The organism is Bradyrhizobium sp. 2TAF36 (assembly GCF_052114925.1).
In the GTDB taxonomy this organism is placed as follows: domain Bacteria; phylum Pseudomonadota; class Alphaproteobacteria; order Rhizobiales; family Xanthobacteraceae; genus Bradyrhizobium; species Bradyrhizobium barranii.
Genome location: NZ_JBFRFR010000022.1, coordinates 1 through 17,533 on the forward strand (window position 1 = coordinate 1; position 17,533 = coordinate 17,533).

24 protein-coding genes and 1 tRNA gene are annotated in these 17,533 nt (G+C 62.0%); 13 read left to right on the forward strand and 12 right to left on the reverse strand.

Annotation, left to right across the window (positions count from 1 at the left end):
• Nucleotides 1-311: 311 nt before the first annotated feature.
• Nucleotides 312-512: a DUF6494 family protein gene (locus tag AB4Z51_RS14190; RefSeq protein ID WP_135216833.1), complete on the reverse strand. Its 201-nt coding sequence runs from the start codon at nucleotides 510-512 to the stop codon at nucleotides 312-314.
• A 1,887-nt stretch (nucleotides 513-2,399) separates the two neighbouring features.
• On the opposite strand from AB4Z51_RS14190, the gene AB4Z51_RS14195 reads away from it, so the two are divergent.
• From AB4Z51_RS14195 to AB4Z51_RS14205, 3 genes are all read left to right on the forward strand, one after another.
• Entirely contained in the window at nucleotides 2,400-2,681 is a 282-nt protein-coding gene (locus tag AB4Z51_RS14195; RefSeq protein ID WP_135216831.1) for a hypothetical protein, read from the forward strand.
• A gap of 48 nt (nucleotides 2,682-2,729) precedes the next feature.
• Nucleotides 2,730-3,107, forward strand: a complete 378-nt coding sequence (locus AB4Z51_RS14200; RefSeq protein WP_135216830.1) for an ester cyclase — start codon at nucleotides 2,730-2,732, stop codon at nucleotides 3,105-3,107.
• 395 nt (nucleotides 3,108-3,502) lie between these two features.
• On the forward strand, nucleotides 3,503-3,973 hold the full coding sequence (locus AB4Z51_RS14205) for a hypothetical protein (RefSeq protein ID WP_441497581.1): 471 nt from the start codon (nucleotides 3,503-3,505) through the stop codon (nucleotides 3,971-3,973).
• Nucleotides 3,974-4,288: 315 nt separating this feature from the next.
• Here the strand turns inward: AB4Z51_RS14205 and AB4Z51_RS14210 are convergent, their stop codons facing one another.
• The 3 genes from AB4Z51_RS14210 to AB4Z51_RS14220 form a co-directional block, all read right to left on the reverse strand.
• Nucleotides 4,289-5,146: an SDR family oxidoreductase gene (locus AB4Z51_RS14210; RefSeq protein WP_135216828.1), complete on the reverse strand. Its 858-nt coding sequence runs from the start codon at nucleotides 5,144-5,146 to the stop codon at nucleotides 4,289-4,291.
• Between the two features lie 284 nt (nucleotides 5,147-5,430).
• Entirely contained in the window at nucleotides 5,431-5,610 is a 180-nt protein-coding gene (locus tag AB4Z51_RS14215; protein ID WP_028153950.1) for a hypothetical protein, read from the reverse strand.
• Entirely contained in the window at nucleotides 5,607-5,819 is a 213-nt protein-coding gene (locus AB4Z51_RS14220; protein WP_135216827.1) for a hypothetical protein, read from the reverse strand. Before AB4Z51_RS14220 ends, AB4Z51_RS14215 begins: the two co-directional genes overlap by 4 nt.
• Nucleotides 5,820-6,192: 373 nt before the next feature.
• Between AB4Z51_RS14220 and AB4Z51_RS14225 the strand changes: the two genes are divergently transcribed.
• Nucleotides 6,193-6,522 carry a hypothetical protein gene (locus tag AB4Z51_RS14225; RefSeq protein WP_135216826.1) on the forward strand — a complete coding sequence of 110 codons (330 nt, stop codon included), beginning with the start codon at nucleotides 6,193-6,195 and terminating at the stop codon, nucleotides 6,520-6,522.
• Nucleotides 6,523-6,760: 238 nt separating this feature from the next.
• Nucleotides 6,761-6,946 carry a hypothetical protein gene (locus tag AB4Z51_RS14230; RefSeq protein WP_441497582.1) on the forward strand — a complete coding sequence of 62 codons (186 nt, stop codon included), beginning with the start codon at nucleotides 6,761-6,763 and terminating at the stop codon, nucleotides 6,944-6,946.
• Nucleotides 6,947-7,164: 218 nt separating this feature from the next.
• On the opposite strand, the gene AB4Z51_RS14235 is transcribed toward AB4Z51_RS14230, so the two are convergent.
• Nucleotides 7,165-7,443 (reverse strand): hypothetical protein, encoded by a 279-nt coding sequence (locus AB4Z51_RS14235; protein WP_244623433.1) that lies wholly within the window; start codon nucleotides 7,441-7,443, stop codon nucleotides 7,165-7,167.
• A gap of 26 nt (nucleotides 7,444-7,469) precedes the next feature.
• On the opposite strand from AB4Z51_RS14235, the gene AB4Z51_RS14240 reads away from it, so the two are divergent.
• Both AB4Z51_RS14240 and AB4Z51_RS14245 read left to right on the forward strand, forming a co-directional pair.
• Nucleotides 7,470-8,612 carry a YihY/virulence factor BrkB family protein gene (locus AB4Z51_RS14240; protein WP_135216824.1) on the forward strand — a complete coding sequence of 381 codons (1,143 nt, stop codon included), beginning with the start codon at nucleotides 7,470-7,472 and terminating at the stop codon, nucleotides 8,610-8,612.
• A gap of 59 nt (nucleotides 8,613-8,671) precedes the next feature.
• Nucleotides 8,672-9,022 (forward strand): response regulator, encoded by a 351-nt coding sequence (locus AB4Z51_RS14245; RefSeq protein ID WP_441497583.1) that lies wholly within the window; start codon nucleotides 8,672-8,674, stop codon nucleotides 9,020-9,022.
• Between the two features lie 6 nt (nucleotides 9,023-9,028).
• Here AB4Z51_RS14245 and AB4Z51_RS14250 read toward each other — a convergent pair whose 3' ends face one another.
• From AB4Z51_RS14250 to AB4Z51_RS14265, 4 genes are read right to left on the reverse strand one after another with little or no spacing between them, the layout of a single operon-like run.
• Nucleotides 9,029-9,517, reverse strand: coding sequence for a DUF3147 family protein (locus AB4Z51_RS14250; protein WP_441497584.1), 489 nt, complete (start codon nucleotides 9,515-9,517; stop codon nucleotides 9,029-9,031).
• Nucleotides 9,514-9,861: a DUF3147 family protein gene (locus AB4Z51_RS14255; RefSeq protein ID WP_135216822.1), complete on the reverse strand. Its 348-nt coding sequence runs from the start codon at nucleotides 9,859-9,861 to the stop codon at nucleotides 9,514-9,516. The genes AB4Z51_RS14250 and AB4Z51_RS14255 overlap by 4 nt, the downstream gene beginning before the upstream one ends.
• On the reverse strand, nucleotides 9,858-10,463 hold the full coding sequence (locus tag AB4Z51_RS14260) for a cupin domain-containing protein (protein WP_135216821.1): 606 nt from the start codon (nucleotides 10,461-10,463) through the stop codon (nucleotides 9,858-9,860). Before AB4Z51_RS14260 ends, AB4Z51_RS14255 begins: the two co-directional genes overlap by 4 nt.
• The gene (locus AB4Z51_RS14265; protein ID WP_135216820.1) at nucleotides 10,450-11,034 is read right to left on the reverse strand and encodes a phosphatase PAP2 family protein; all 585 of its coding nucleotides are present in this window, start codon (nucleotides 11,032-11,034) and stop codon (nucleotides 10,450-10,452) included. Before AB4Z51_RS14265 ends, AB4Z51_RS14260 begins: the two co-directional genes overlap by 14 nt.
• 100 nt (nucleotides 11,035-11,134) lie before the next feature.
• Between AB4Z51_RS14265 and AB4Z51_RS14270 the strand changes: the two genes are divergently transcribed.
• From AB4Z51_RS14270 to AB4Z51_RS14295, 6 genes are all read left to right on the forward strand, one after another.
• Nucleotides 11,135-11,380 carry a hypothetical protein gene (locus AB4Z51_RS14270; protein ID WP_135216819.1) on the forward strand — a complete coding sequence of 82 codons (246 nt, stop codon included), beginning with the start codon at nucleotides 11,135-11,137 and terminating at the stop codon, nucleotides 11,378-11,380.
• 8 nt (nucleotides 11,381-11,388) lie between these two features.
• A complete protein-coding gene (locus tag AB4Z51_RS14275) occupies nucleotides 11,389-11,679 on the forward strand; it encodes a SemiSWEET family sugar transporter (RefSeq protein ID WP_135216818.1) in 291 nt (96 codons plus the stop codon).
• 36 nt (nucleotides 11,680-11,715) lie between these two features.
• Complete coding sequence (locus tag AB4Z51_RS14280) at nucleotides 11,716-12,354, forward strand: cysteine hydrolase family protein (RefSeq protein ID WP_135216817.1); 639 nt, start codon at nucleotides 11,716-11,718, stop codon at nucleotides 12,352-12,354.
• Entirely contained in the window at nucleotides 12,351-12,506 is a 156-nt protein-coding gene (locus tag AB4Z51_RS14285; protein ID WP_244623430.1) for a hypothetical protein, read from the forward strand. The genes AB4Z51_RS14280 and AB4Z51_RS14285 overlap by 4 nt, the downstream gene beginning before the upstream one ends.
• Nucleotides 12,507-12,727: 221 nt before the next feature.
• On the forward strand, nucleotides 12,728-13,231 hold the full coding sequence (locus AB4Z51_RS14290; RefSeq protein WP_135216816.1) for a YciE/YciF ferroxidase family protein: 504 nt from the start codon (nucleotides 12,728-12,730) through the stop codon (nucleotides 13,229-13,231).
• 63 nt (nucleotides 13,232-13,294) lie between these two features.
• Nucleotides 13,295-13,741, forward strand: coding sequence for a hypothetical protein (locus AB4Z51_RS14295; RefSeq protein ID WP_135216815.1), 447 nt, complete (start codon nucleotides 13,295-13,297; stop codon nucleotides 13,739-13,741).
• 1,399 nt (nucleotides 13,742-15,140) lie between these two features.
• Here the strand turns inward: AB4Z51_RS14295 and AB4Z51_RS14300 are convergent.
• The 3 genes from AB4Z51_RS14300 to AB4Z51_RS14310 form a co-directional block, all read right to left on the reverse strand.
• Nucleotides 15,141-16,604, reverse strand: a complete 1,464-nt coding sequence (locus AB4Z51_RS14300; protein WP_231142116.1) for a hypothetical protein — start codon at nucleotides 16,602-16,604, stop codon at nucleotides 15,141-15,143.
• 411 nt (nucleotides 16,605-17,015) lie between these two features.
• Nucleotides 17,016-17,213 (reverse strand): helix-turn-helix transcriptional regulator, encoded by a 198-nt coding sequence (locus AB4Z51_RS14305; RefSeq protein WP_063982866.1) that lies wholly within the window; start codon nucleotides 17,211-17,213, stop codon nucleotides 17,016-17,018.
• A gap of 240 nt (nucleotides 17,214-17,453) precedes the next feature.
• Nucleotides 17,454-17,531, reverse strand: a tRNA-Pro gene (locus AB4Z51_RS14310).
• Nucleotides 17,532-17,533: the final 2 nt, after the last annotated feature.

Here is a 17,533-nt window from a genome sequence, read left to right on the forward strand (position 1 = left end):
GCCGAATCCGCGCAATCGTCTCCACGATCAGCATCCTCGACCACCTGCTTCATTCCAAAGCAGGCAGCGCAACAGACCAACCTATAGGGGGTCAATTTTGGACGCCGATCCCCCGGCTTAGGGGGTCAATATTGCAGGCCGAATGACAGGAAAGCTCTATCCCCTCATCACGTCGGCTATCTTCGCTAAACCGGACCGTGAGTGACGCCTGCGATAAAGCCTGCCTGTGACCCAAAGCAGTCGTTGCTGGAAATCAACAGGATTGAATGCTCCACCGAGAGGGCGGCAATGCCGGGGCAGCCGGGAAATCGTCAGAGTGCGATTGTTTCCTCGACTACATGTTTCAGCGGCGTCCCCTCAGCGGACAGGGTCATTTGCAGTTTGAGCTTGCCACCTTTCACCGCCCCGCTACGCACCAGGTTCTCAATTTCACGCTGCGATGTAACTCCGACATGCTTCAGAAATTTACGGATAGCCATATTGAAGCGGTCTTCATCGAACTCGGCGGTCATGGCTGTTCTCCCTGGTCGGGCAGGCGAAGTCTAACACGAGGCGAGCAAAGACCAAACATCGAGGCCCAACTCGCGTCGCCGCCGGTTTCCTCCTCAACCTGATTGCCTACAACGTCGGCCCGGAGCGAAGACTATACCTGAGGCTGCAAGGTCGGCCGTTTGAGGTGGACCGGACACGGCTGGCGCTGTCCCCGACCGCCACTCGTGACCCATCGCGGACCTCTGGCTGAGCCGAGCTGTCGGACGCCCCGACCGAGGTCACTCTTTTCATCGCAATTGGGATGACTTGAAAACAGAGCCGACCTCAGCCGCCTTGTTGCCCATCCTCGTCAGCGGGAACAATTGCTGGTGACCGCTCCTCCAATTTCCGAAGCCGTTCGATTTGGCCTCTAAGACTCTCCGGTTGTTCCTTCAGGCTTCAGCGACGCGCGCAGTTGCTGGCCAATCACTCGCATAATTGCTCGACCGTGGTTGTGGTCTATGTCCTTCTGAGTGGGCACAGCGAAGTCTCCTTCGATAAAGAGGCGCCAATATTCAGAACTAGCGCCTACCCCTCTCGCAGCTTTCCGCGTGCGAGCACGGCTGCCCAATCAATGGAACTGGAGACCGCCACTGTTGGCTATCTGCGCGACCGCTTGGAGAACAGCGGGTCGTTGTGGACCTTTGGCTATCCGCGACGTGCGCCGTTTAGTTGACGGCGAGCGACGGTCTCACCGAGCCAAGTCAATCGCAACACTTCGGCGCACGGCCTGCGCTTCGGCCTGAATTTCGAGCCCGAGCAGCACGATTATCGTGAGGGGTTGGCATTCCACTCAACGTCATCGGACTTCTTCCAAGCGTTCGCCCCAAGAGTTTAAGTAACTCGGCGGGTGCTGGAATCAGCGCTGACGATGGCAATCGGTCCGCGCACGGTGTCTTCGTTCCATTAAATGGAACCATCGGTATTCTTTGAAAGTGGGCGAAACATTTTCGCATCCCTGCAACTTAAGCTAAACGTGGGGCCTAATCGAAAGGTCGCGATATGGAACCGACCAATCGAATATCGGACCACATCGACCATAAGACTGCCCGGTCGATCTGTGACGAGGTGGGTGACAGATTGCAACAGAACTTATCTCGAGAAACCTCGCCTCTGCCGCCCTACCTCGTACGTCTAGTCGATGAATTGCGCAAACAGGAGCGTCATCCAATTGATGGCGTCGCAGCACCCGCTAACCGTTTCCTTCATGAGACGCGGCGGGTGGCCGCGGCCGTCTGATCGCGTAAAGAAGAACCGTCGCCGTTCCAAACCGGCGGCGGCTTTTCCGCTATCTTGTTGCTGAGCCATTCCAGGCTCGGCCGCGCCAGACGCCATGAGAACGTGCTTGTTCAGTGAACGGTCAAGCCGCGCTGTTTCCCCTGTTGGCCCTTATCCGACTAGTTAGGGCGAACTAGTCGTGTCCGATCCTGAAGACTGAACGGACACGGCTTTACCTCCGCGCGGGCTAATTGGGTTCACGACAGCCTAGGCAATTTCCGCCGGTTTTCGGACCGCCTCGGACCAGGGGCGCATCCCGCTGCAACGCGATAGAACTTACAATCGGGGCACTCGCCACCAGGTCGTCCCGTCCCACAGCTTGCGATAATGACCGCCGTCGCAGAATCGAACAACGTAACGGACGCCGCCCCATGTGCCTGTCGATCCCTGTGCGACACTGGGTCCGTCGAAATAGTCGGCTGTGTTGTTGAGCAAGACGTCCGGCACCGAGAACCGCCGACGCCGATGTAAGGTTGATCACCGCGTTGGCGCCCGATACCTTGCGGCGCACCTACGGAACAGCACTACATCTGAGAAATTCAGGGAACGAAACGGCTTATCAGTCTTTCACTGACCATTGGGAGGTGCCCATGACTTCTCAGGCACTCGAAGGCGCATGTGCATTCGCTTGGCGGAACTACTTGCTGCTCCATAGCGGTGTCAGCGAGGAAGATAACAGGCGTTCCGCCCTCTTTCGTTACATCACCAGTCTTCGCGATACCGGCGAATATGATTTCGATCTCTTGCAAATAGCGGCAGTCGCTTATTTGAAAAAGCTGGACGAACTGCATGACGACCGGCGTGCGAGACTGGCGGCAGATCAGGCTTTGGCTGAGCGGTTAGAATCTCGCAGCGCAAAACCCGGCGCTTAGCTTTGGGCTTAGGCAAGTCGACGTGGTGATGCCAAAGGTTGTTCAGTAATGGACCTAAAGCATATTTATCGCGACTATATCGACTGCCTGAATGAGCAAGCTTGGTCGCGCTTGGGCACGTTCGTCGCAGACGACATCACCCACAATAGCAATCCCCTCGGCCTGGCGGGTTATCGAAAAATGCTCGAACAGGATTACGCGGCAATTCCCGACCTTCGCTTCAACGTGGAAATGATGATTAGCGAGTATCCCTATCTGGGAAGCCGGCTACGGTTCGATTGCTCTCCAACGGGCGTCTTTCTCGGCTTGCCAGTGAATGGCAGGCGCGTTTCATTCCACGAGAACGTCTTCTACCAGTTCGACAACAACAAGATCGTACGTGTTCGATCGATTATCGATAAGGCAGCCTTGGAGGCGCAACTGTAGAAAATTGGACCAAATGGCTGGCGCTCAAACCGGAGGGTCTCGAGCATCACCCCAAATACGAAATGTCCTTTGCCCGTGACGCGAGCTCACCCTCCACTTTGTCGATTTCCGCTTGATTGCGCTCGATGAAAGCCGCGAGCTCATCCCGCGACATCTCAGAGAGGTTTCTGCTGGGACGACGGGTCCTTGCGAGTTGGAGCGATGTGCCCTGCCCGATCTAGAACTTTGATCGACAGATCGGCTCGGACACGGGCGCTAATGCTTGTGTCTTGGAGGAGCGACTTCGCAACTCGATAAGCAAGCAAGGCACCTACGACTGCAAGGTCAAGCTGTATCGATTCCGAGATCGCAGCCGCGACCGCTGGCAGTCGCATTGTCTTATAAACCGACTTTGGGTGATATCCGGCGAGCTCGGCCGCTTCTTCAGCTTCTTCCCGTCGTTGACGATTAGGCGCACCAAAGTCCGCTGCTGTTCGCTGAGGTCCGGCGACCTCAACGCTTGCATCAAAGACGTCACGGGCGAGGACTTCAGCGCCAAGGATTTCCGCACCTGGGCCGGGACCGTGCTGGCGGCGCTGGCGCTGTCCGAGTTCAAGAAGTACGACAGCCAGGTCGAGGCAAAGCGCAACGTCGTCGCCGCGATCGAGAGCGTCTCGAAGCAACTCGGCGACACGCCGGCCATCTGCCGCAACTGCTACGTGCATCCCGAGGTGCTGGACGCCTACATGTCCGGCGACCTCGTGAAGATGATCGAAGCCAAGATCGCGCAGAAGTTCAAGCGCCAGTACGCCAAGCTCACCTCCGACGAGGTCATGGTGATGGCATTTCTCCGCAAGCGTCTCGATGCCCTGAAGGCCGCCGCCTGAGCCCCGCGTACCAGTCGGCATGAGGCGTGTTCTTGACCGCGTGTCGGTTGAAGTCGGGCGCGCCATCCTTCCACCACACCGGTCCCCGCTCTCCCAGCCGGCGCTTAGCTTCGTCGACGAGGCGATGGGCGACGGTCTCTGCGTCTAGATCTATAGCCGCCCTGGCGTCCTTCACGGCTCGCCGCGCATCCATCAGCTGTTTCACCAGCCGCTCCTTGTCTTGGACAGCAAGGTCGGGATCGCTCATCCGCCAGAGCCTATCGCGAACGACGAAATAGCGCCCATCCGGCGTGACTGGATGCTGCAGGCCCGGCATCAGATGAAGGGCTTCCCTCCGGTCACCGCGACCGTGGTGCCGGAGGTGTAGCTCGATAGCGGATCGGCAAGCATCACATAGGCCGTCGCCAGCTCGGCCGGCTGCCCGGCCCGCTTCATCGGCACCTGCTTGCCGAAATTCTTCACGGTATCCTCCGGCATGGTCGATGGGATCAGCGGAGTCCAGATCGGCCCGGGCGCCACCGCGTTCACACGGACGCCCTTCTCCGCCAGCATCTGGGCCAACCCGCCTGTGAAGTTCTCGATAGCGCCCTTGGTTGTCGCATAGGCCAGGAGCGTGGGGTTCGGCATGTCCGAGTTCACGGAAGCCGTATTGATGATCGCGCTACCCGGCTCCATGTGCGGCACGGCGGCCTTCGCGAGGAAGAACATGGCGTGGATGTTCACGTCGAACGTCATTCGCCATTCCTCGTCGCTGATGTCGCCGAGATCCTTGAAGGTCGCTTGATGCGCGGCATTGTTGACGAGAATGTCGACGCCGCCGAGATCCCGGACCGCCCGATCGACGACCTTCCTGCAATGCTCCGCAGACCTTAGATCGCCTTCGACTAGAACGGCCTTGCGTCCCTCCGCCTCGACGAGGGCCGCAACTTCCTTGGCGTCGTCGTGCTCATCGAGATAGGCGATCAGGACGTCGGAGCCCTCGCGGGCAAAGGCGATGGCGACAGCTCGCCCTATTCCGCTGTCGCCACCGGTGATGATGGCCCGCTTGCCGTTCAGGCGGCCCGCCCCTTTGTAGCTGGCCTCGCCGTGATCGGGGCGTGGGTCCATCTTAGCGGTCAACCCGGGCATCGGCTGCTTCTGACTGGGGTAAGGCGGCTTCGGATAGTCGGGCATCGGATTCGATCTCCGCGGGTCGAGAGCGCGACAACCGCCTGACGACAACCAAGGTTCCTAGCCCGTTGCCCGCCACTCTCCTCCGGACGCCGCCCGCGACGCGCTTGCGCAAAGTAGGAGAAAGAGAGCGCGCTCGGCCTTGTACCTAGCGCCCGCGCGACTGGACTCCGAGCCGGACATGACGACTTCGCCCGCGGCGGTGCAGACCGCCCACTTCCATCGGCTCCGCCCGCGACGCTTCAGCACGACGTCGAACCCCGCAAATCCATCCTCGCCGTCCGGAGTCACGCCGCCACCCTGTTCGGCAACCCACCCTGGAGCTGGTCGAGAAGCCGTTCCTCGCGCTCGATCCGGCTCAGGTAGAGCTGGCGCTCCCGCTCTGTCTTCGCGCTCGCCAGCAGCAGTCGATAGTGGTCGATCACCTTCTCGCTGCCGCGGATCAGCAGGTCCCTGACATCGGTCATGACGCCACCCCCGCGCTCGGCCTTTCAGGCAGGACAAATGCGGTGGGGAAGGTTTCGGAAGTCAGCGCCTCGAGCGATGCGGTCTCCTCGGAGAGGCGCCGTTCGATGAACTGGCGTTCGAGGTCCGAGAGACGGGTCTTCAGCAGGCTGCGATAGCGGTGGATGTTGTTGCGGTGCGCACGGCTACGGGCAAAATCTTCATCGAGCATCGTCGCCACTCCTGACGGTCTTCTTGTCCTTTTCAGCTGCGAGAAACGGGAAAACGAATTCCCCGTCGCAAAAATATTCGGCGCGAAACCGCTGTCAAGATGGCAGTGGTGCAGCGTGCGAATTCTTGTGCCACCGGGTTGACCAAATCACGTTGGCCCGAAAAAAAATTTCCGACGGTCCTCTTGAAACCTCTTGTCGTTTTTCTAATTCATTTTTCGCCGCGAGAGCGGTGCCAGACGCCTTCAAGGGTCCGGCTCGTGCGCCGGCCGGCGGGTCTCGGACAGCCGTCCTGCGCTTCTTGTAGGGCGACGGAGGGTTCGCGCCGCCGTCCATCACACCTGCCCCATTGAAAGGAGTGAAGGGAGGCCGACGATGACCAATGTCAGAACGAATTCCGGCGATCTCAATCCCCTCTTCCATCCCGCCGCGCACTCTGCGTCTCCGGACGACGTGCTGAACAACGAGACCCTCTCGGCTTCGGAAAAACGCGTCATCCTGTCGTCCTGGGCGTCCGACATGTACGCCGTCGAATCCTGTCCCGCGCTGCGCGAGATCCCCGACAGGGGACACGCCATCAGGCTCGCCGAGATCCTCTCGGCGCTGCGGCGCCTCGACGGCGAGGACCACGATCCGCCCCGCCCGGGCGGCGCCACAATGCGGCTGCGGCGGCCTTGGGCCGCCGCGTGGCGGAGGTCTGCGTGATGTTCACTCAGGCCGTTCTTGGAATGGTGCTGCTCAGCCACGTCTCGGCGGCATGGACCGTGCTGCTTCTGGCGCTTTTGTCCGGCTCGGCGGCACGATCGCTCGATCAAAGGTTAGCCCCGCGGGGCTGCCTGTCTCAAGGAGAATCAGCATATGATGCGAAACTATAATCGAGCCTTGACGGCGGCCTCGCGCCGGTGCCGAATTGCCCGAAAAGCGCCAGCGCCAAGCGCGTGATATGGAGCAGGAATTCTATAAAGGTTTGGCACAGCGCGTGCGCGACCTCGCAGACAGAGCGGACCCCTTTACCAGGCGACGCCTGCTGAAGCTCGCCGAGAGTTACGATGCGAAAGGGGGCCGCGCGGGCCAGGCCTCGCAGCGCGCCGAGCGCCCCCTGCCGGTGCCGCGCATCCCACCGACCTAGATCTTCACCGGGTCGGGAGAAGCCTAACCGAGCGCGCCAACGCGGCTTCTCTTCAACAGCACGCCCTCGCCCCATTTAGTTTAGCGGCCTGGCCTTAAAATCTTAGCGCTCCGAACAGGAAAAGTAGCGCGACGGTGACGATGGCTGAAACCACGAGCGAACCGAGACAGCCCAGCCGGTTGGAGAAGAACAAGAACATGCGCCCTCCCAGGTGGACGTCAGCCCTCGATCAGCGTGCCGATCAACGCGAGCAAAGCTTGGTGCTGCGGTCCGTTGCCCTCTGCACGGAGGAAATGCCCGATCTCGATCAGAGACGTCCGTCCCCCTGAGTTTGCGTTCGGCTGATGCTCGACGACCGGGCCTCCGGCATTCGGATCACGGACGAGCCGCCAGATGTCGCCGTTGGCGCTTTCGTAGAGTGTTCTTCCGGTCATGCGCATCAACCTTGGACAGGGGAGCGCGGTTCCTACCGCCTGCAGGAACTGCTTCTTCGCCACGGCTGTTAGTGGTCGCGGAGAAGAGAATGGACCTCCAGAACCGACCCAGGAAACACGCCAGCGCCGACGGCTGGAGCATCGCCACGGCGCTAGGGCTGCTCGCCGTAGCGTTCGTATGGGACCGCATGGCGCCCGCGCAGCCGAAGGAAGGCGGCGGCCTGGAGCCGAAGGAGGACCAGAGCCGGCACGCATCCCCCGCCAGCCTCGTCACCGAAGGCGGAGACCGCGGCCGGCACGCGACGTCGCCGTCGGACATTCCAGCGCGGGGTTGGAAGGACATCCTCTGGCGGGTCTACGGCAACATCGGCAACCACCGCATCCTCGCGCTTGCCGCCGGGATGACCTACTTCAGTATTCTCGCGATCTTCCCCGCGCTCGCGGCGCTGGTGTCCATCTACGGCATTTTCTCGGACCCCGGCAGCATCGCCAAGCATCTCGACGAGCTCGGCGGCCTCGTCCCGGGCGGCGCGATCGACGTGGCGCGCGAGCAGCTCACCCGCGTCGCCACCAAAGGCGACCGGACGCTCGGTTTCACCTTCGCGATCGGACTGGCGATCTCGCTCTGGAGCGCGAACGCCGCCATGAAGTCTCTCTTCGACACCCTGAACATCGTCTACGGGGAGCAGGAGAAGCGCGGCTTCCTCAAGCTGAATGCCATCTCTCTCGCCTTCACCCTCGCCGCCATCGGCTTCATCCTGCTCGCCTTGGCCGCCGTCGTCGCGGTACCCGTCGTCCTGCAGCACCTCTGGCTGTCCCACGCCATCGAGCTTCTAATCCGGATCGCAGTCTGGCCGGCCTTGTTCTTCGCGGTCGCGCTGGGACTGGCCTGTATCTACCGCTTCGGGCCCAGCCGCGAGGCCCCGCGGTGGCGGTGGATCACCTGGGGCAGTACGGTCGCGACCGTGCTTTGGCTCGCGGCGTCCGCGCTGTTCTCCTGGTACGCCGCCAACTTCGGCACCTTCAACCAGACCTACGGCTCGCTTGGCGCCGTCATCGGCTTTATGACGTGGCTCTGGATCTCCGCCATCGTGATCCTGCTCGGCGGCGAACTCAACGCCGAGATGGAGCATCAGACAGCACGCGACACCACGACAGGCGCGTCGAAACCGCTCGGCGCGCGCGGCGCGAAGATGGCGGACACGGTCGGCGCCGCACGCGCCGAGTCGTAGGCAGGAACTGCCTAAAGCTTCGCCGGTTCAAGACTCCTAAAGTGAATCGGAGTCCCCGCGTGCGCATCCTTTTCGTCGAAGACGACCCTCCGATCCGAGAATTCATCGTCGAAGCGTTACGCGAGGCAGGCTATGACGTCATCCACGCCTGCGACGGCGAAGAAGCGCTTGCGTGGTGCAACCGGACGGCGGCCGACGTTCTGGTCACCTATGTGAGGCTACCCGGAAAGATCRACGGCTGGCAGATCGCCGAACACTGCCGTCAACATCATCCGGAGTTGCCGGTGATCTATGCAACGGGCTTCTCTCCCGTGACGCCCCGACCGGTATCGAACAGCCTCATGCTGCAGAAGCCCTACCATCCGGAGCAGATTGTCGAGGCGGTAAGAGAGATGACGGCGGGACGCTGACCGAACTCAGACGAGCCGCCCCCGCCGTATCACGGGCCGGCTCTTCTCATGCGCGGGCCAACTCCGGGATGACCTCGCCTTGCGTCGCACGAACCAGGCCACGACCGACACCGCCAGCCACGCCAGCGAGGCGCCCGCAAATGCGCCGCCGACGCTTCGTTCGACTAGTAGCCAGAACACTCCGGCGAAAACCAGCATCCCGAGCGCACCGAGCGCCGCGCCGGCGGCGTCGAGCGCTGCGGCCTGTTGCCCTCGCCGCCTTCCCTCGAGTCCGGCCTCGCGCATGCGGCGGATCTCGTGCTTCTCGATGAGGGTGGCGCTGGCGCAAAAGATCGCTGGCAGCGCGAGGAATAGCCCGCCGATTGACGCGCCGAAGCGGCTGCTGACCAGGCCGGCGAAGACCGTCGCCGCGCCACCGAGCACGAAGCGCACCACGTATTCGTACCAGCGGCCCTCCCGCAGCGAGGAAGACGATAGTTCGATCGGCGTGCTCATGTCTGACCTCCCGCGGCCGCCCACAGGCCGAATGCCGCTGCGAGCCACACGACGATCGACAGCAGCGAGGCCGGCAGCGCACGCATGCGCGCCCGGATCAACAGCTGGCAGACGACGACGCTATAGATGCCGAGCGCGATGGCACCGGCCATCATCGAACGGGTCTGTACGGCCGCGTAGGATTCGCCGTGCTGATAGATCGCGATGCCGAGGGTGGCGAGCGCGACCGAGGGCGCGGCTCCGAACAGGCCGGCGAAGCTCTTCGGCCTCAGCATGTCTCCGAGCATCGCGAAGACGGACACGACGGCGCCACCTATTAGGAAGCGGACGACGTACTCGCTCATTTTGGTTTCTTCCATAGCTTGGAAAGCGCCCCCTCCCCGCCGTACACCGGGTCCTTGCGCGGGACAGGCACCTTCGGGATCGTCTTCAGAGCTTTCGGACGGTCCTCGACCTCCGTGCACTCGTCGTAGGTGCCGAGGGGCGGATAGGCGCCGACGACGAGGAAGTCCTTCTCCGCAGAGAGGCACTGATGTCCCGTGCCTGCCGGCAAGATCGCGACGTCGCCCACCTTCAGCATAAAGATCCGTCCCTTATTGCCGCCGAAGCGCACCCGCCCCTTGCCGCGCGCGATGCCGAGCACCTCGTGTATGCGAGAGTGGTAGTGGACGTAGTCGTAGATGCCGTCCCGCCAGGTTTCGCCCCAGCCGTTGGCCTCGAACAGATCCTCCATGACGGCCGCCGGATCATGCCCGTCGCCGAGATCGACAGCGCGCCGGTAGATGACGAGAGGCCAGCGCGGATGGTTCGGGATGAGACCGTCGTCCTTGAAACGAGCCGTCTGAGGCTTTCTTGGCCGCGCCAGGTCAGGCGCCTCCTTCTTTCCGGGTCGGCGCAGACCGGTCGCGCGCTGCACGTATTCCTTCACGTCCTCAAGGATTGGCATTGTCATCCTCCTTCGGTGGCGACATCGGATAGCCGGTCCAGAGACGCAGTAACCGCTCCATGATGACTCCGAGCGCGAAGCCCGCGATCACGTCGCTCGCCCAGTGCGCCAGCACTATGACCCGCGTCAGGGAAAGGCCGACCGCCAAGGTACGGATTAGTCGCCGCAGCAGAGGCGGCAATGTGCCCGCAGCGGATGCCAGTGCGCCCATGTGGAGCGCGTGGCCGGACGGAAATGCGTCCTCGCGCTTGCCGGAAAACGAGACCCCGTGCAGATGACCGAGCACCGTCGTGCGATCCGGGCGGGTCTGGTCGAAAACCGATTTCATACCGTGAGGCGCCAGGGAGGCTGCGACTGTGACCAGGAGAGCGTGGTTGCCCGCGCGCTGCAGCTGCTCCGATCTGCCCCTCGTCACGACCCAACCGGCGACGGCCAAAGCCAGGAGGATCTTTTCGTCGGCGCCCCACGTCAGGCCGCGCGAGACCCTCTCCGCGCAATGGTTGGTCTTACTCGCCACGGTCCGTGCAATGAGCACGTCAGGCTTGGTAGGTTTGACAGTGACCAGCGCCATCACCTCGATCCGTGACGGCGTCCGCGTAGTCGCGGACGCCTCGTTTGAATTGCCTTTGCCATCATAACGTCGGAGCAGGTTCCAGGTTCATCTGCCTGTCATGGAACCAATCGACCAGGCCAAGATTTGGAAAACGGGTACAATCGGGAAGAAGCGGAAATCGCAATGGCTCGCATCTAGTCGAGCGCTGGTGCTCGCGACCGTTTTCCTCAGTTACCCGCTGATCGGCGGGAAGAATTCCGGCTCCGTCCACGTCAACTCCGGTGTGAGCACCGAGCAGGCCGCGGCCGATGTCGGAGCGAAAGTCCTTCCTACCGATCCTAAGCTCAAGATCGAGCCCAAGTAGCTACCGGCTTGTCGACCCTTGCCCCCTACGTCGGCGCACTTGCCGCCTTTCTCGCCTCCCTGTCCTACGTGCCGCAGGTCCGGAAGGCTCGGCCACGCGGATCCACGGACGACCTCTCTCTCGGCATGCTCACGGCACTCACGCTCGGCCTGACGCTCTGGATCGTCTACGGCGCCATTAAGGGAGTTTGGGTCATCGTCGGCTCCAACGTGGTCGGCGCCGCCCTCGCCGGTGCCGTCCTCGGCTGCAAGCTCCGCGACCGCAAGTGCCACTCGCACAAGCGAGGAACCAAGCCCTAGCAGGTCCGTTGGGGCTGGCTTTCGAGGATGGGAGCGATGTCAAAAAAGGACGAGCTCAGGTACGGGCCCGTGGGCGCCGAGGCGATCCACCTCTGCGTCGATATGCAGCGCATGTTCGCCGAAGACACGGATTGGAAGATGCCGTGGCTGCCCCGCGTCCTGCCGAACGTCGTGGCGATAACGGCCGCGCACCCGGCGCGCACGGTCTTCACCCGCTTCATTCCGGCGAGCGCTCCCGGCCACGGCGTCGGCATGTGGCGCCGCTACTATGAGCGCTGGAGCTCGATGACCATCGACGAGATCGGTTCCGACATGATCGATCTTGTACCGAATCTCGCCCGCTTCGTTCCACCTGCCCGCACTTTTGACAAGTACGTCTACTCGCCGTGGATCGGCAGCGACCTGCACGCGCAACTGCGCGCCGCCGGCGTCGACACCGTGATCGTCACGGGCGGCGAGACCGACGTCTGCGTGTTGGCGACCGTGCTGGGCGCGGTCGATTGGGGCTTTCGAGTCGTCCTCATGACCGACGCGATCTGCAGCTCCGCCGACGAGACCCACGACTCCATGATGACCATCTACGCGAACAGGTTCGGGCAGCAGGTGGAATGCGTGACGACGGAAACGCTTCTCGGCAGCTGGCCGGGCGGCACCCGCACGGGCCTTCTGCCATGAGCGAGTCCTATCTTGTGCAGATCCTGCTACCGAAGGAGACGGGCAAGGGAGAAAAGATCCCGAAGGATTGGTTCGACGGGCTTCTGAGAGAGCTGACCGACAAGTTCGGCGGCGCAACGAGCTTCATCCGAGCGCCCGGCGAAGGTCTGTAGCGAAGCGGCCGCGGCACCGAGCGCGACAATATCGCCGTCGTTGAGGTCACGACGGAGCTTCTCCTCCCGGACTACTGGCGCGGTCTTCGCGAGCGACTGGAGTCGGAGCTCGCGCAGCATAAGATCGTCATCCGCGCCCAGGAAATCATCGCGCTGTGAGTCCTTAGGAACGCTATCCCGTGCCGGCTGTTTGCAGTGCAGACGCCACCCAGGAGGACACAATGGGCTTTTTCACCAGGGACATTAAAACGCTGAACGACCTCTTCGTGCATACGCTGCAGGATATCTATTACGCCGAGCAGCAGATCGCGAAGAACCTTCCGGACATGATCGAGAAGGCAAGCGATCCCGGCCTCAAGAACGGCTTCCAAACGCATCTCTCCGAAACCAATGGCCAGATCACCCGGCTCGAGAAAGTCTTCGAAATGCATGGCGTCGCGGCGAAGGGCGTCGATTGCCCCGCGATCGACGGCATCCTCAAGGAAGCGAGTGACGTCGCGGGCGACGTCGACGACAAGCAGGTGCTGGATGCGGCTCTGATTGCGGCGGCCCAGGCCGTCGAACACTATGAAATCACCCGGTACGGCACACTGATCGCATGGGCCAAGATGCTCGGCCGCGATGATTGCGCCTCCGTCCTGCAGCAGAATCTCGATGAGGAGAAGGCGACGGACGAGAAGCTCAATACGATGGCGCTGCGCAGCGTGAACCGGAAAGCCGCCTAGTCCGTTGGCAGGATTGAAGTGGAGGGCCGCCCGGAAGGCGGCCCTTGTTTTGAGCAGGAAAGCATGAGCCTTGAAGTATTAAGGACACTGGCAGCCGCCAAGACGATTATCGCTGCCGCCATGGTGGCGGCGAACTGGAACGCGCGCATCACCGTGTGCGGGTTCGCTCTCTTTATCGCCGCGTCTCTCGCATGGATCGCCGACGGGATAATTGAGCCGAAGAACTCGCTCATCATCCAGAACGCCGTTCTTCTTGTGATCAACGTACTGGCGTACGGCGCTGGCTACCGCGCGCCGACAAGGAAGCCGCCGCGTCTCAGCCTGCGGATCACGCGGCCCGGTAGAGAAGATCAGGCCTGCTTCCTGTCTGAAATGGCTCGGCGTGCGAGCGCGGCTTCTCCCGCCTCCGTCAAACCGCCGATCGATGTCTGCCCTTTTCTCGCGCAGGCGATGATGCTGTCGGCGATATGGCTATCATTGATGAGGCGGCCGTCCCATGCTTGCGACTAATCGGCATGCGCAACTGATTTACTTGTCGACGACCAAAGAAAAGCGGCGCGCGTTGCTAGCGGGTTCATGAAGGATCTATTCTTCGACTACGGAGCACTGATCTCGCCGCGCTTTCGCGCGGCATGGCCTTCTCGTTAGGTGCGTTACTATACAATGCAACCTCAGATACCCCATATTTTCATTTGTGGATGCGCGAATTTTCGGGGCGGTCGCTAAAGGCGACGATGGGAGGGATCGAGATCACCCCTCCCCGGTCCAAGCGCTTCAGGGTCGACGGCCCATGGCCGCCTTAATCCTGCGGCGCGCGGCTACATTGTTGGTATTGGCATTAGAGGCGCGAACTAAAAAGTCCGCATGCAGCCGGCACCAAGCCGGAAATGACGACGTCCGCCCAAATCGGCACCAGTTTGACGTCACGTCTGGATCAGCATCCCTGTAACTCAATACAGCCCGAGTTCAGGGTAGGAACGCGCGTCGACAAAGACATTGGCGGTCAGTTCAGAAACTTCACGGCCAGACGGCGCCCATCACGCCATACAACCGAGCAATCAATATCCAAGCCAGCACTTGGAACGCGCAGGCCGAAGGCCGCGGGTACGAAAGGCGCGTTATCGATCTGGACTATCGCAGAGGAATCCGTGAGGTGGCGGACCTTGCACCGCACAGGACTGCCGTCCACCAAGATCTGCGCAGCATAGACATTGCGCCGCCGCTCGCTCGCCACGTCTTGCTCCCCCGCTATAGCGGGGGAGACGTTGATCGGCGTTCCAGTCTCAAATGAGGCTAGACCATGGTTTCATTGCTAGGCGGCGAGCTTTTTCTCCATCGCAGTCAACGGCCAAAGCATTGTCCTGAGCGCGCACAGTTTTGCGCTCCCAGGCCTTGCCGTCGCCCCCGCCGTTCGCCGCAGCGATCCGTCGGGCTGTCCGGCCATCAAGGCTAGCCTCCAGTACCGCGAAGTGCTCGCCAAGCCCCACCCTCACCCGTGGTGCGTCCAAGCTGGCGACCAGCATGCTCTTTCGGGCTGGCTCTTCGTTTCGCCGGCCTCTGCGGGCCGATCGAGTGTTTGGATGGGGTGGCTTCAAACCCTCGGTCGGTTCGTCACCATACCGGTATGGGCACTTGCGGACGCGACGCCGCAGGTTTCCAAGAAGTGTCACCGGGAAAAAATAACCTCGAAACCTGCGGGATGACGCGCCCGATTGTGGGGCCGGAAGTTAAGGCCCACGGTGGGGGAGATCGAAATGGCCCCCTAGCCGGGGCTGATGCCAACCAGTCCGGCGGGCGGCAAGGTCGGTGAATTCGTCGGCCCGAATGGGGCCGTTGTCGTTTGCTGGTGTCATTTTGGCTCCGTGAAGTGCTGTTGGCCGTCTGCGCGGCTCAAGAGACGTCTCGGTGATCAGGCGCCATCCTCTAACTGGGCCTCAAACCAAGCATCGTATTCGGCTTGCTCCTCATCAACAGTCATCCGGCGCTTTGGTGATGGTGAATCGTCGACCGGTGCATCCTCGAAGAATTCCGGATGCGCCGCGTCCCATTCCCTTCGGCCAGCTTCACGTCGCCGCTCCCATTCGGTTGGCTCGCGTCGCGGCGCAATGGCTTCAATGCGCGCTTTGATTGCTGCCTCCTCGGCTTCAGTCAGCGGCTTGGACTCCGGCGCGGGCAACGGCTCCGGCTCGGGCTTCACCGGCAGCGGCGTCTCGTCGTCCGGCCGGGTTGCTGGCGCTTCAAAGCCGTCGCCGGTGATGACGATAGTCCGGCCGTGCAGCTCACCGGAGTCGGAGATTGTCTCCAGGCCGGCCGCGTGTACCAACTTGGCGAGCTGCTTCTGACCTGCGAACTGCGTTTCTGCGTCTGGATGCTCCAGCGTGATAACGTGCTGGTGCTGAATGCCCGCCTCGTCGGTTGCGGTAAAGTGCAACTCTGAGCCGCTGCCGACCTCGACGAGCGCGCTTGAGGTAACGCGGGCCGTTATCGGCGGAGCTGGCTGGCGGGGCTTGGCTGGCTTGGTAGCATTCGATTTCGCCTTGCTGCGCTCCGCCTTTTGGAAACCGCGTGGCGCGTCCTCGTCGTACCGCTCATCTTTCAACCACCGCGCCAGCGTATATCGCGGCGCATTCGGCTTGCCTTGCGCAGCCCATGACGCCTTCCAAGCCGCTGCGGCCTGGATGACGGCGGGGCGGTCTACCTCGGCCGGGAGCGCATCCCATGCCGCTTTGGCTTCCTTCTTGCCCTTGGCGTGGGCGTAGGCGCGCCAGAGCGCTTCGAAGGTTGGCCTGGTATCGGCTGGGGTTCCGGTGCGCTCATCCACCGCCGTCCCGCCCGCAGCGGTGGCCGCAAGGCCATCCGCAAGCGGCGGCGCCGTAGGCGCGGCGGGGTCAATCTCTCTTTCTGTAGACCCGTCTGTAGCCGGGTCCAGTAAGAGAGTCTTTGTCCCGGTAATCTGGGACGCTATTTCGCTTTGCGTCCCGGTAGAGTGGGACACCACTGTCCCAGTAGAGTGGGACGCTAGGGAAATCTCCGTAGCGTCCCGGTGATCTGGGACGCTAAGCGGTAAGGTACCCTGCGCGGCCAATTCCAGAACATTGAGCACAGGCACGTAGCGGCTGCCGCCACGGCCCTTTCCGGTGTAGGTACGAACGAGCCAGCCGCATTCAATGAGCAGCACAATGGCGCGCTGAACTGCGCTGCGCGACAGATGGCGAGCACCGTCCGGCGCGCGACCGCGCATTGTCTTGACGATATGCCTCACTGAGGCGAGTGCATCGCCGTGCTTAGCGTGCATGTACCAGCCGATCATGAACCGATAGACGGTGCGGGCTGGATCTGTGAGACGCAGGTCGTAATCAACGAGCTGGGCCATGYGGAACTGCGCCACCGGCCCGGCCATGTTCTCGATTTTATAGGTCCAGTAGGCGCGCGTGAGCGACTCGCCGCCTCGGCTAGGGGCCTCAGACGTTGGTGCTGGCATCGGCCGGAAGCTCCAAGAGTTTCGCAAGGGCAAGATCAGAAATCGCGCGGTTGAACTGCTCGCCAAAAGCGGCAGTTCGCTCGCTGAAGGCGTTGGGCGCAACGGTCCAAGACCTGTCGCCAGGGCGCTGCCGCAAAGCCAAGTYGTAGAGACGAAGGTGGTCGTTCAGCTCTAAGTCGAAACGGGCGAGCGTCGTCGATCCCGGAGGGCCGGGCCGGACGGATAGGATTTTCAAAGGAGGGATTCCCCTAAAGGGATTTGGGCGGGTATCTCGCCACGGCCGAGGCCGGTGCGCTCAGGCGGTTACAGCTCGTTTGCTGGCTGCCAGGTCGATGTACGCCGCCGCGAAAGCAGCCACGCATCCACGTCTTGTGCCGCGTATTTGATGGTCCTGCCGAGCTTAAAAAAGGCCGGGCCGGTACCAGCCATGCGCTTCTTGGCAAGTGTCGACTGCGACAGGCCGGTGATGGCCGCCACTTCATCCAATGTGAGGAGGGTCACGAAAGACTCCCGAGCGGGGAGAAGTAATCAGCGCCCCGGCAATCCAGTCAGCGCGCCGGAGTTGCCGCGCGTGGCGCTGCATTCCGATATTATCTAATTATCGGTCGAGCGGCCCGCCTAACAGGGGCGGCCGAAAAAAGAATGAGCAGTAGCGGGCGGCTATTTGGCGTCGGGTGGCTACCCGGTGGCGACTCGCCCAGAATCTCGATTTCAGACTTCCCGCTAAGCCTTTGAGGTTATTGGTCGGAGCGAGAGGATTTGAACCTCCGACCCCTAGTCTCCCAGACTAGTGCGCTAACCGGGCTGCGCCACGCTCCGAA

What these genes read in the sequence shown, in the direction of transcription:
- AB4Z51_RS14265 (WP_135216820.1), bottom strand. Translation starts at nt 11,034, where the DNA reads ATGGCGCTGGTCACTGTCAAACCTACCAAGCCTGACGTGCTCATTGCA.
- AB4Z51_RS14270 (WP_135216819.1), top strand. Translation starts at nt 11,135, where the DNA reads ATGGAACCAATCGACCAGGCCAAGATTTGGAAAACGGGTACAATCGGG.
- AB4Z51_RS14280 (WP_135216817.1), top strand. Translation starts at nt 11,716, where the DNA reads ATGTCAAAAAAGGACGAGCTCAGGTACGGGCCCGTGGGCGCCGAGGCG.
- AB4Z51_RS14200 (WP_135216830.1), top strand. Translation starts at nt 2,730, where the DNA reads ATGGACCTAAAGCATATTTATCGCGACTATATCGACTGCCTGAATGAG.
- AB4Z51_RS14215 (WP_028153950.1), bottom strand. Translation starts at nt 5,610, where the DNA reads ATGACCGATGTCAGGGACCTGCTGATCCGCGGCAGCGAGAAGGTGATC.
- AB4Z51_RS14230 (WP_441497582.1), top strand. Translation starts at nt 6,761, where the DNA reads ATGGAGCAGGAATTCTATAAAGGTTTGGCACAGCGCGTGCGCGACCTC.
- AB4Z51_RS14225 (WP_135216826.1), top strand. Translation starts at nt 6,193, where the DNA reads ATGACCAATGTCAGAACGAATTCCGGCGATCTCAATCCCCTCTTCCAT.
- AB4Z51_RS14290 (WP_135216816.1), top strand. Translation starts at nt 12,728, where the DNA reads ATGGGCTTTTTCACCAGGGACATTAAAACGCTGAACGACCTCTTCGTG.
- AB4Z51_RS14210 (WP_135216828.1), bottom strand. Translation starts at nt 5,146, where the DNA reads ATGCCCGACTATCCGAAGCCGCCTTACCCCAGTCAGAAGCAGCCGATG.
- AB4Z51_RS14190 (WP_135216833.1), bottom strand. Translation starts at nt 512, where the DNA reads ATGACCGCCGAGTTCGATGAAGACCGCTTCAATATGGCTATCCGTAAA.
- AB4Z51_RS14195 (WP_135216831.1), top strand. Translation starts at nt 2,400, where the DNA reads ATGACTTCTCAGGCACTCGAAGGCGCATGTGCATTCGCTTGGCGGAAC.
- AB4Z51_RS14255 (WP_135216822.1), bottom strand. Translation starts at nt 9,861, where the DNA reads ATGAGCGAGTACGTCGTCCGCTTCCTAATAGGTGGCGCCGTCGTGTCC.
- AB4Z51_RS14285 (WP_244623430.1), top strand. Translation starts at nt 12,351, where the DNA reads ATGAGCGAGTCCTATCTTGTGCAGATCCTGCTACCGAAGGAGACGGGC.
- AB4Z51_RS14260 (WP_135216821.1), bottom strand. Translation starts at nt 10,463, where the DNA reads ATGCCAATCCTTGAGGACGTGAAGGAATACGTGCAGCGCGCGACCGGT.
- AB4Z51_RS14220 (WP_135216827.1), bottom strand. Translation starts at nt 5,819, where the DNA reads ATGCTCGATGAAGATTTTGCCCGTAGCCGTGCGCACCGCAACAACATC.
- AB4Z51_RS14250 (WP_441497584.1), bottom strand. Translation starts at nt 9,517, where the DNA reads ATGAGCACGCCGATCGAACTATCGTCTTCCTCGCTGCGGGAGGGCCGC.
- AB4Z51_RS14300 (WP_231142116.1), bottom strand. Translation starts at nt 16,604, where the DNA reads ATGGCCCAGCTCGTTGATTACGACCTGCGTCTCACAGATCCAGCCCGC.
- AB4Z51_RS14240 (WP_135216824.1), top strand. Translation starts at nt 7,470, where the DNA reads ATGGACCTCCAGAACCGACCCAGGAAACACGCCAGCGCCGACGGCTGG.
- AB4Z51_RS14295 (WP_135216815.1), top strand. Translation starts at nt 13,295, where the DNA reads ATGAGCCTTGAAGTATTAAGGACACTGGCAGCCGCCAAGACGATTATC.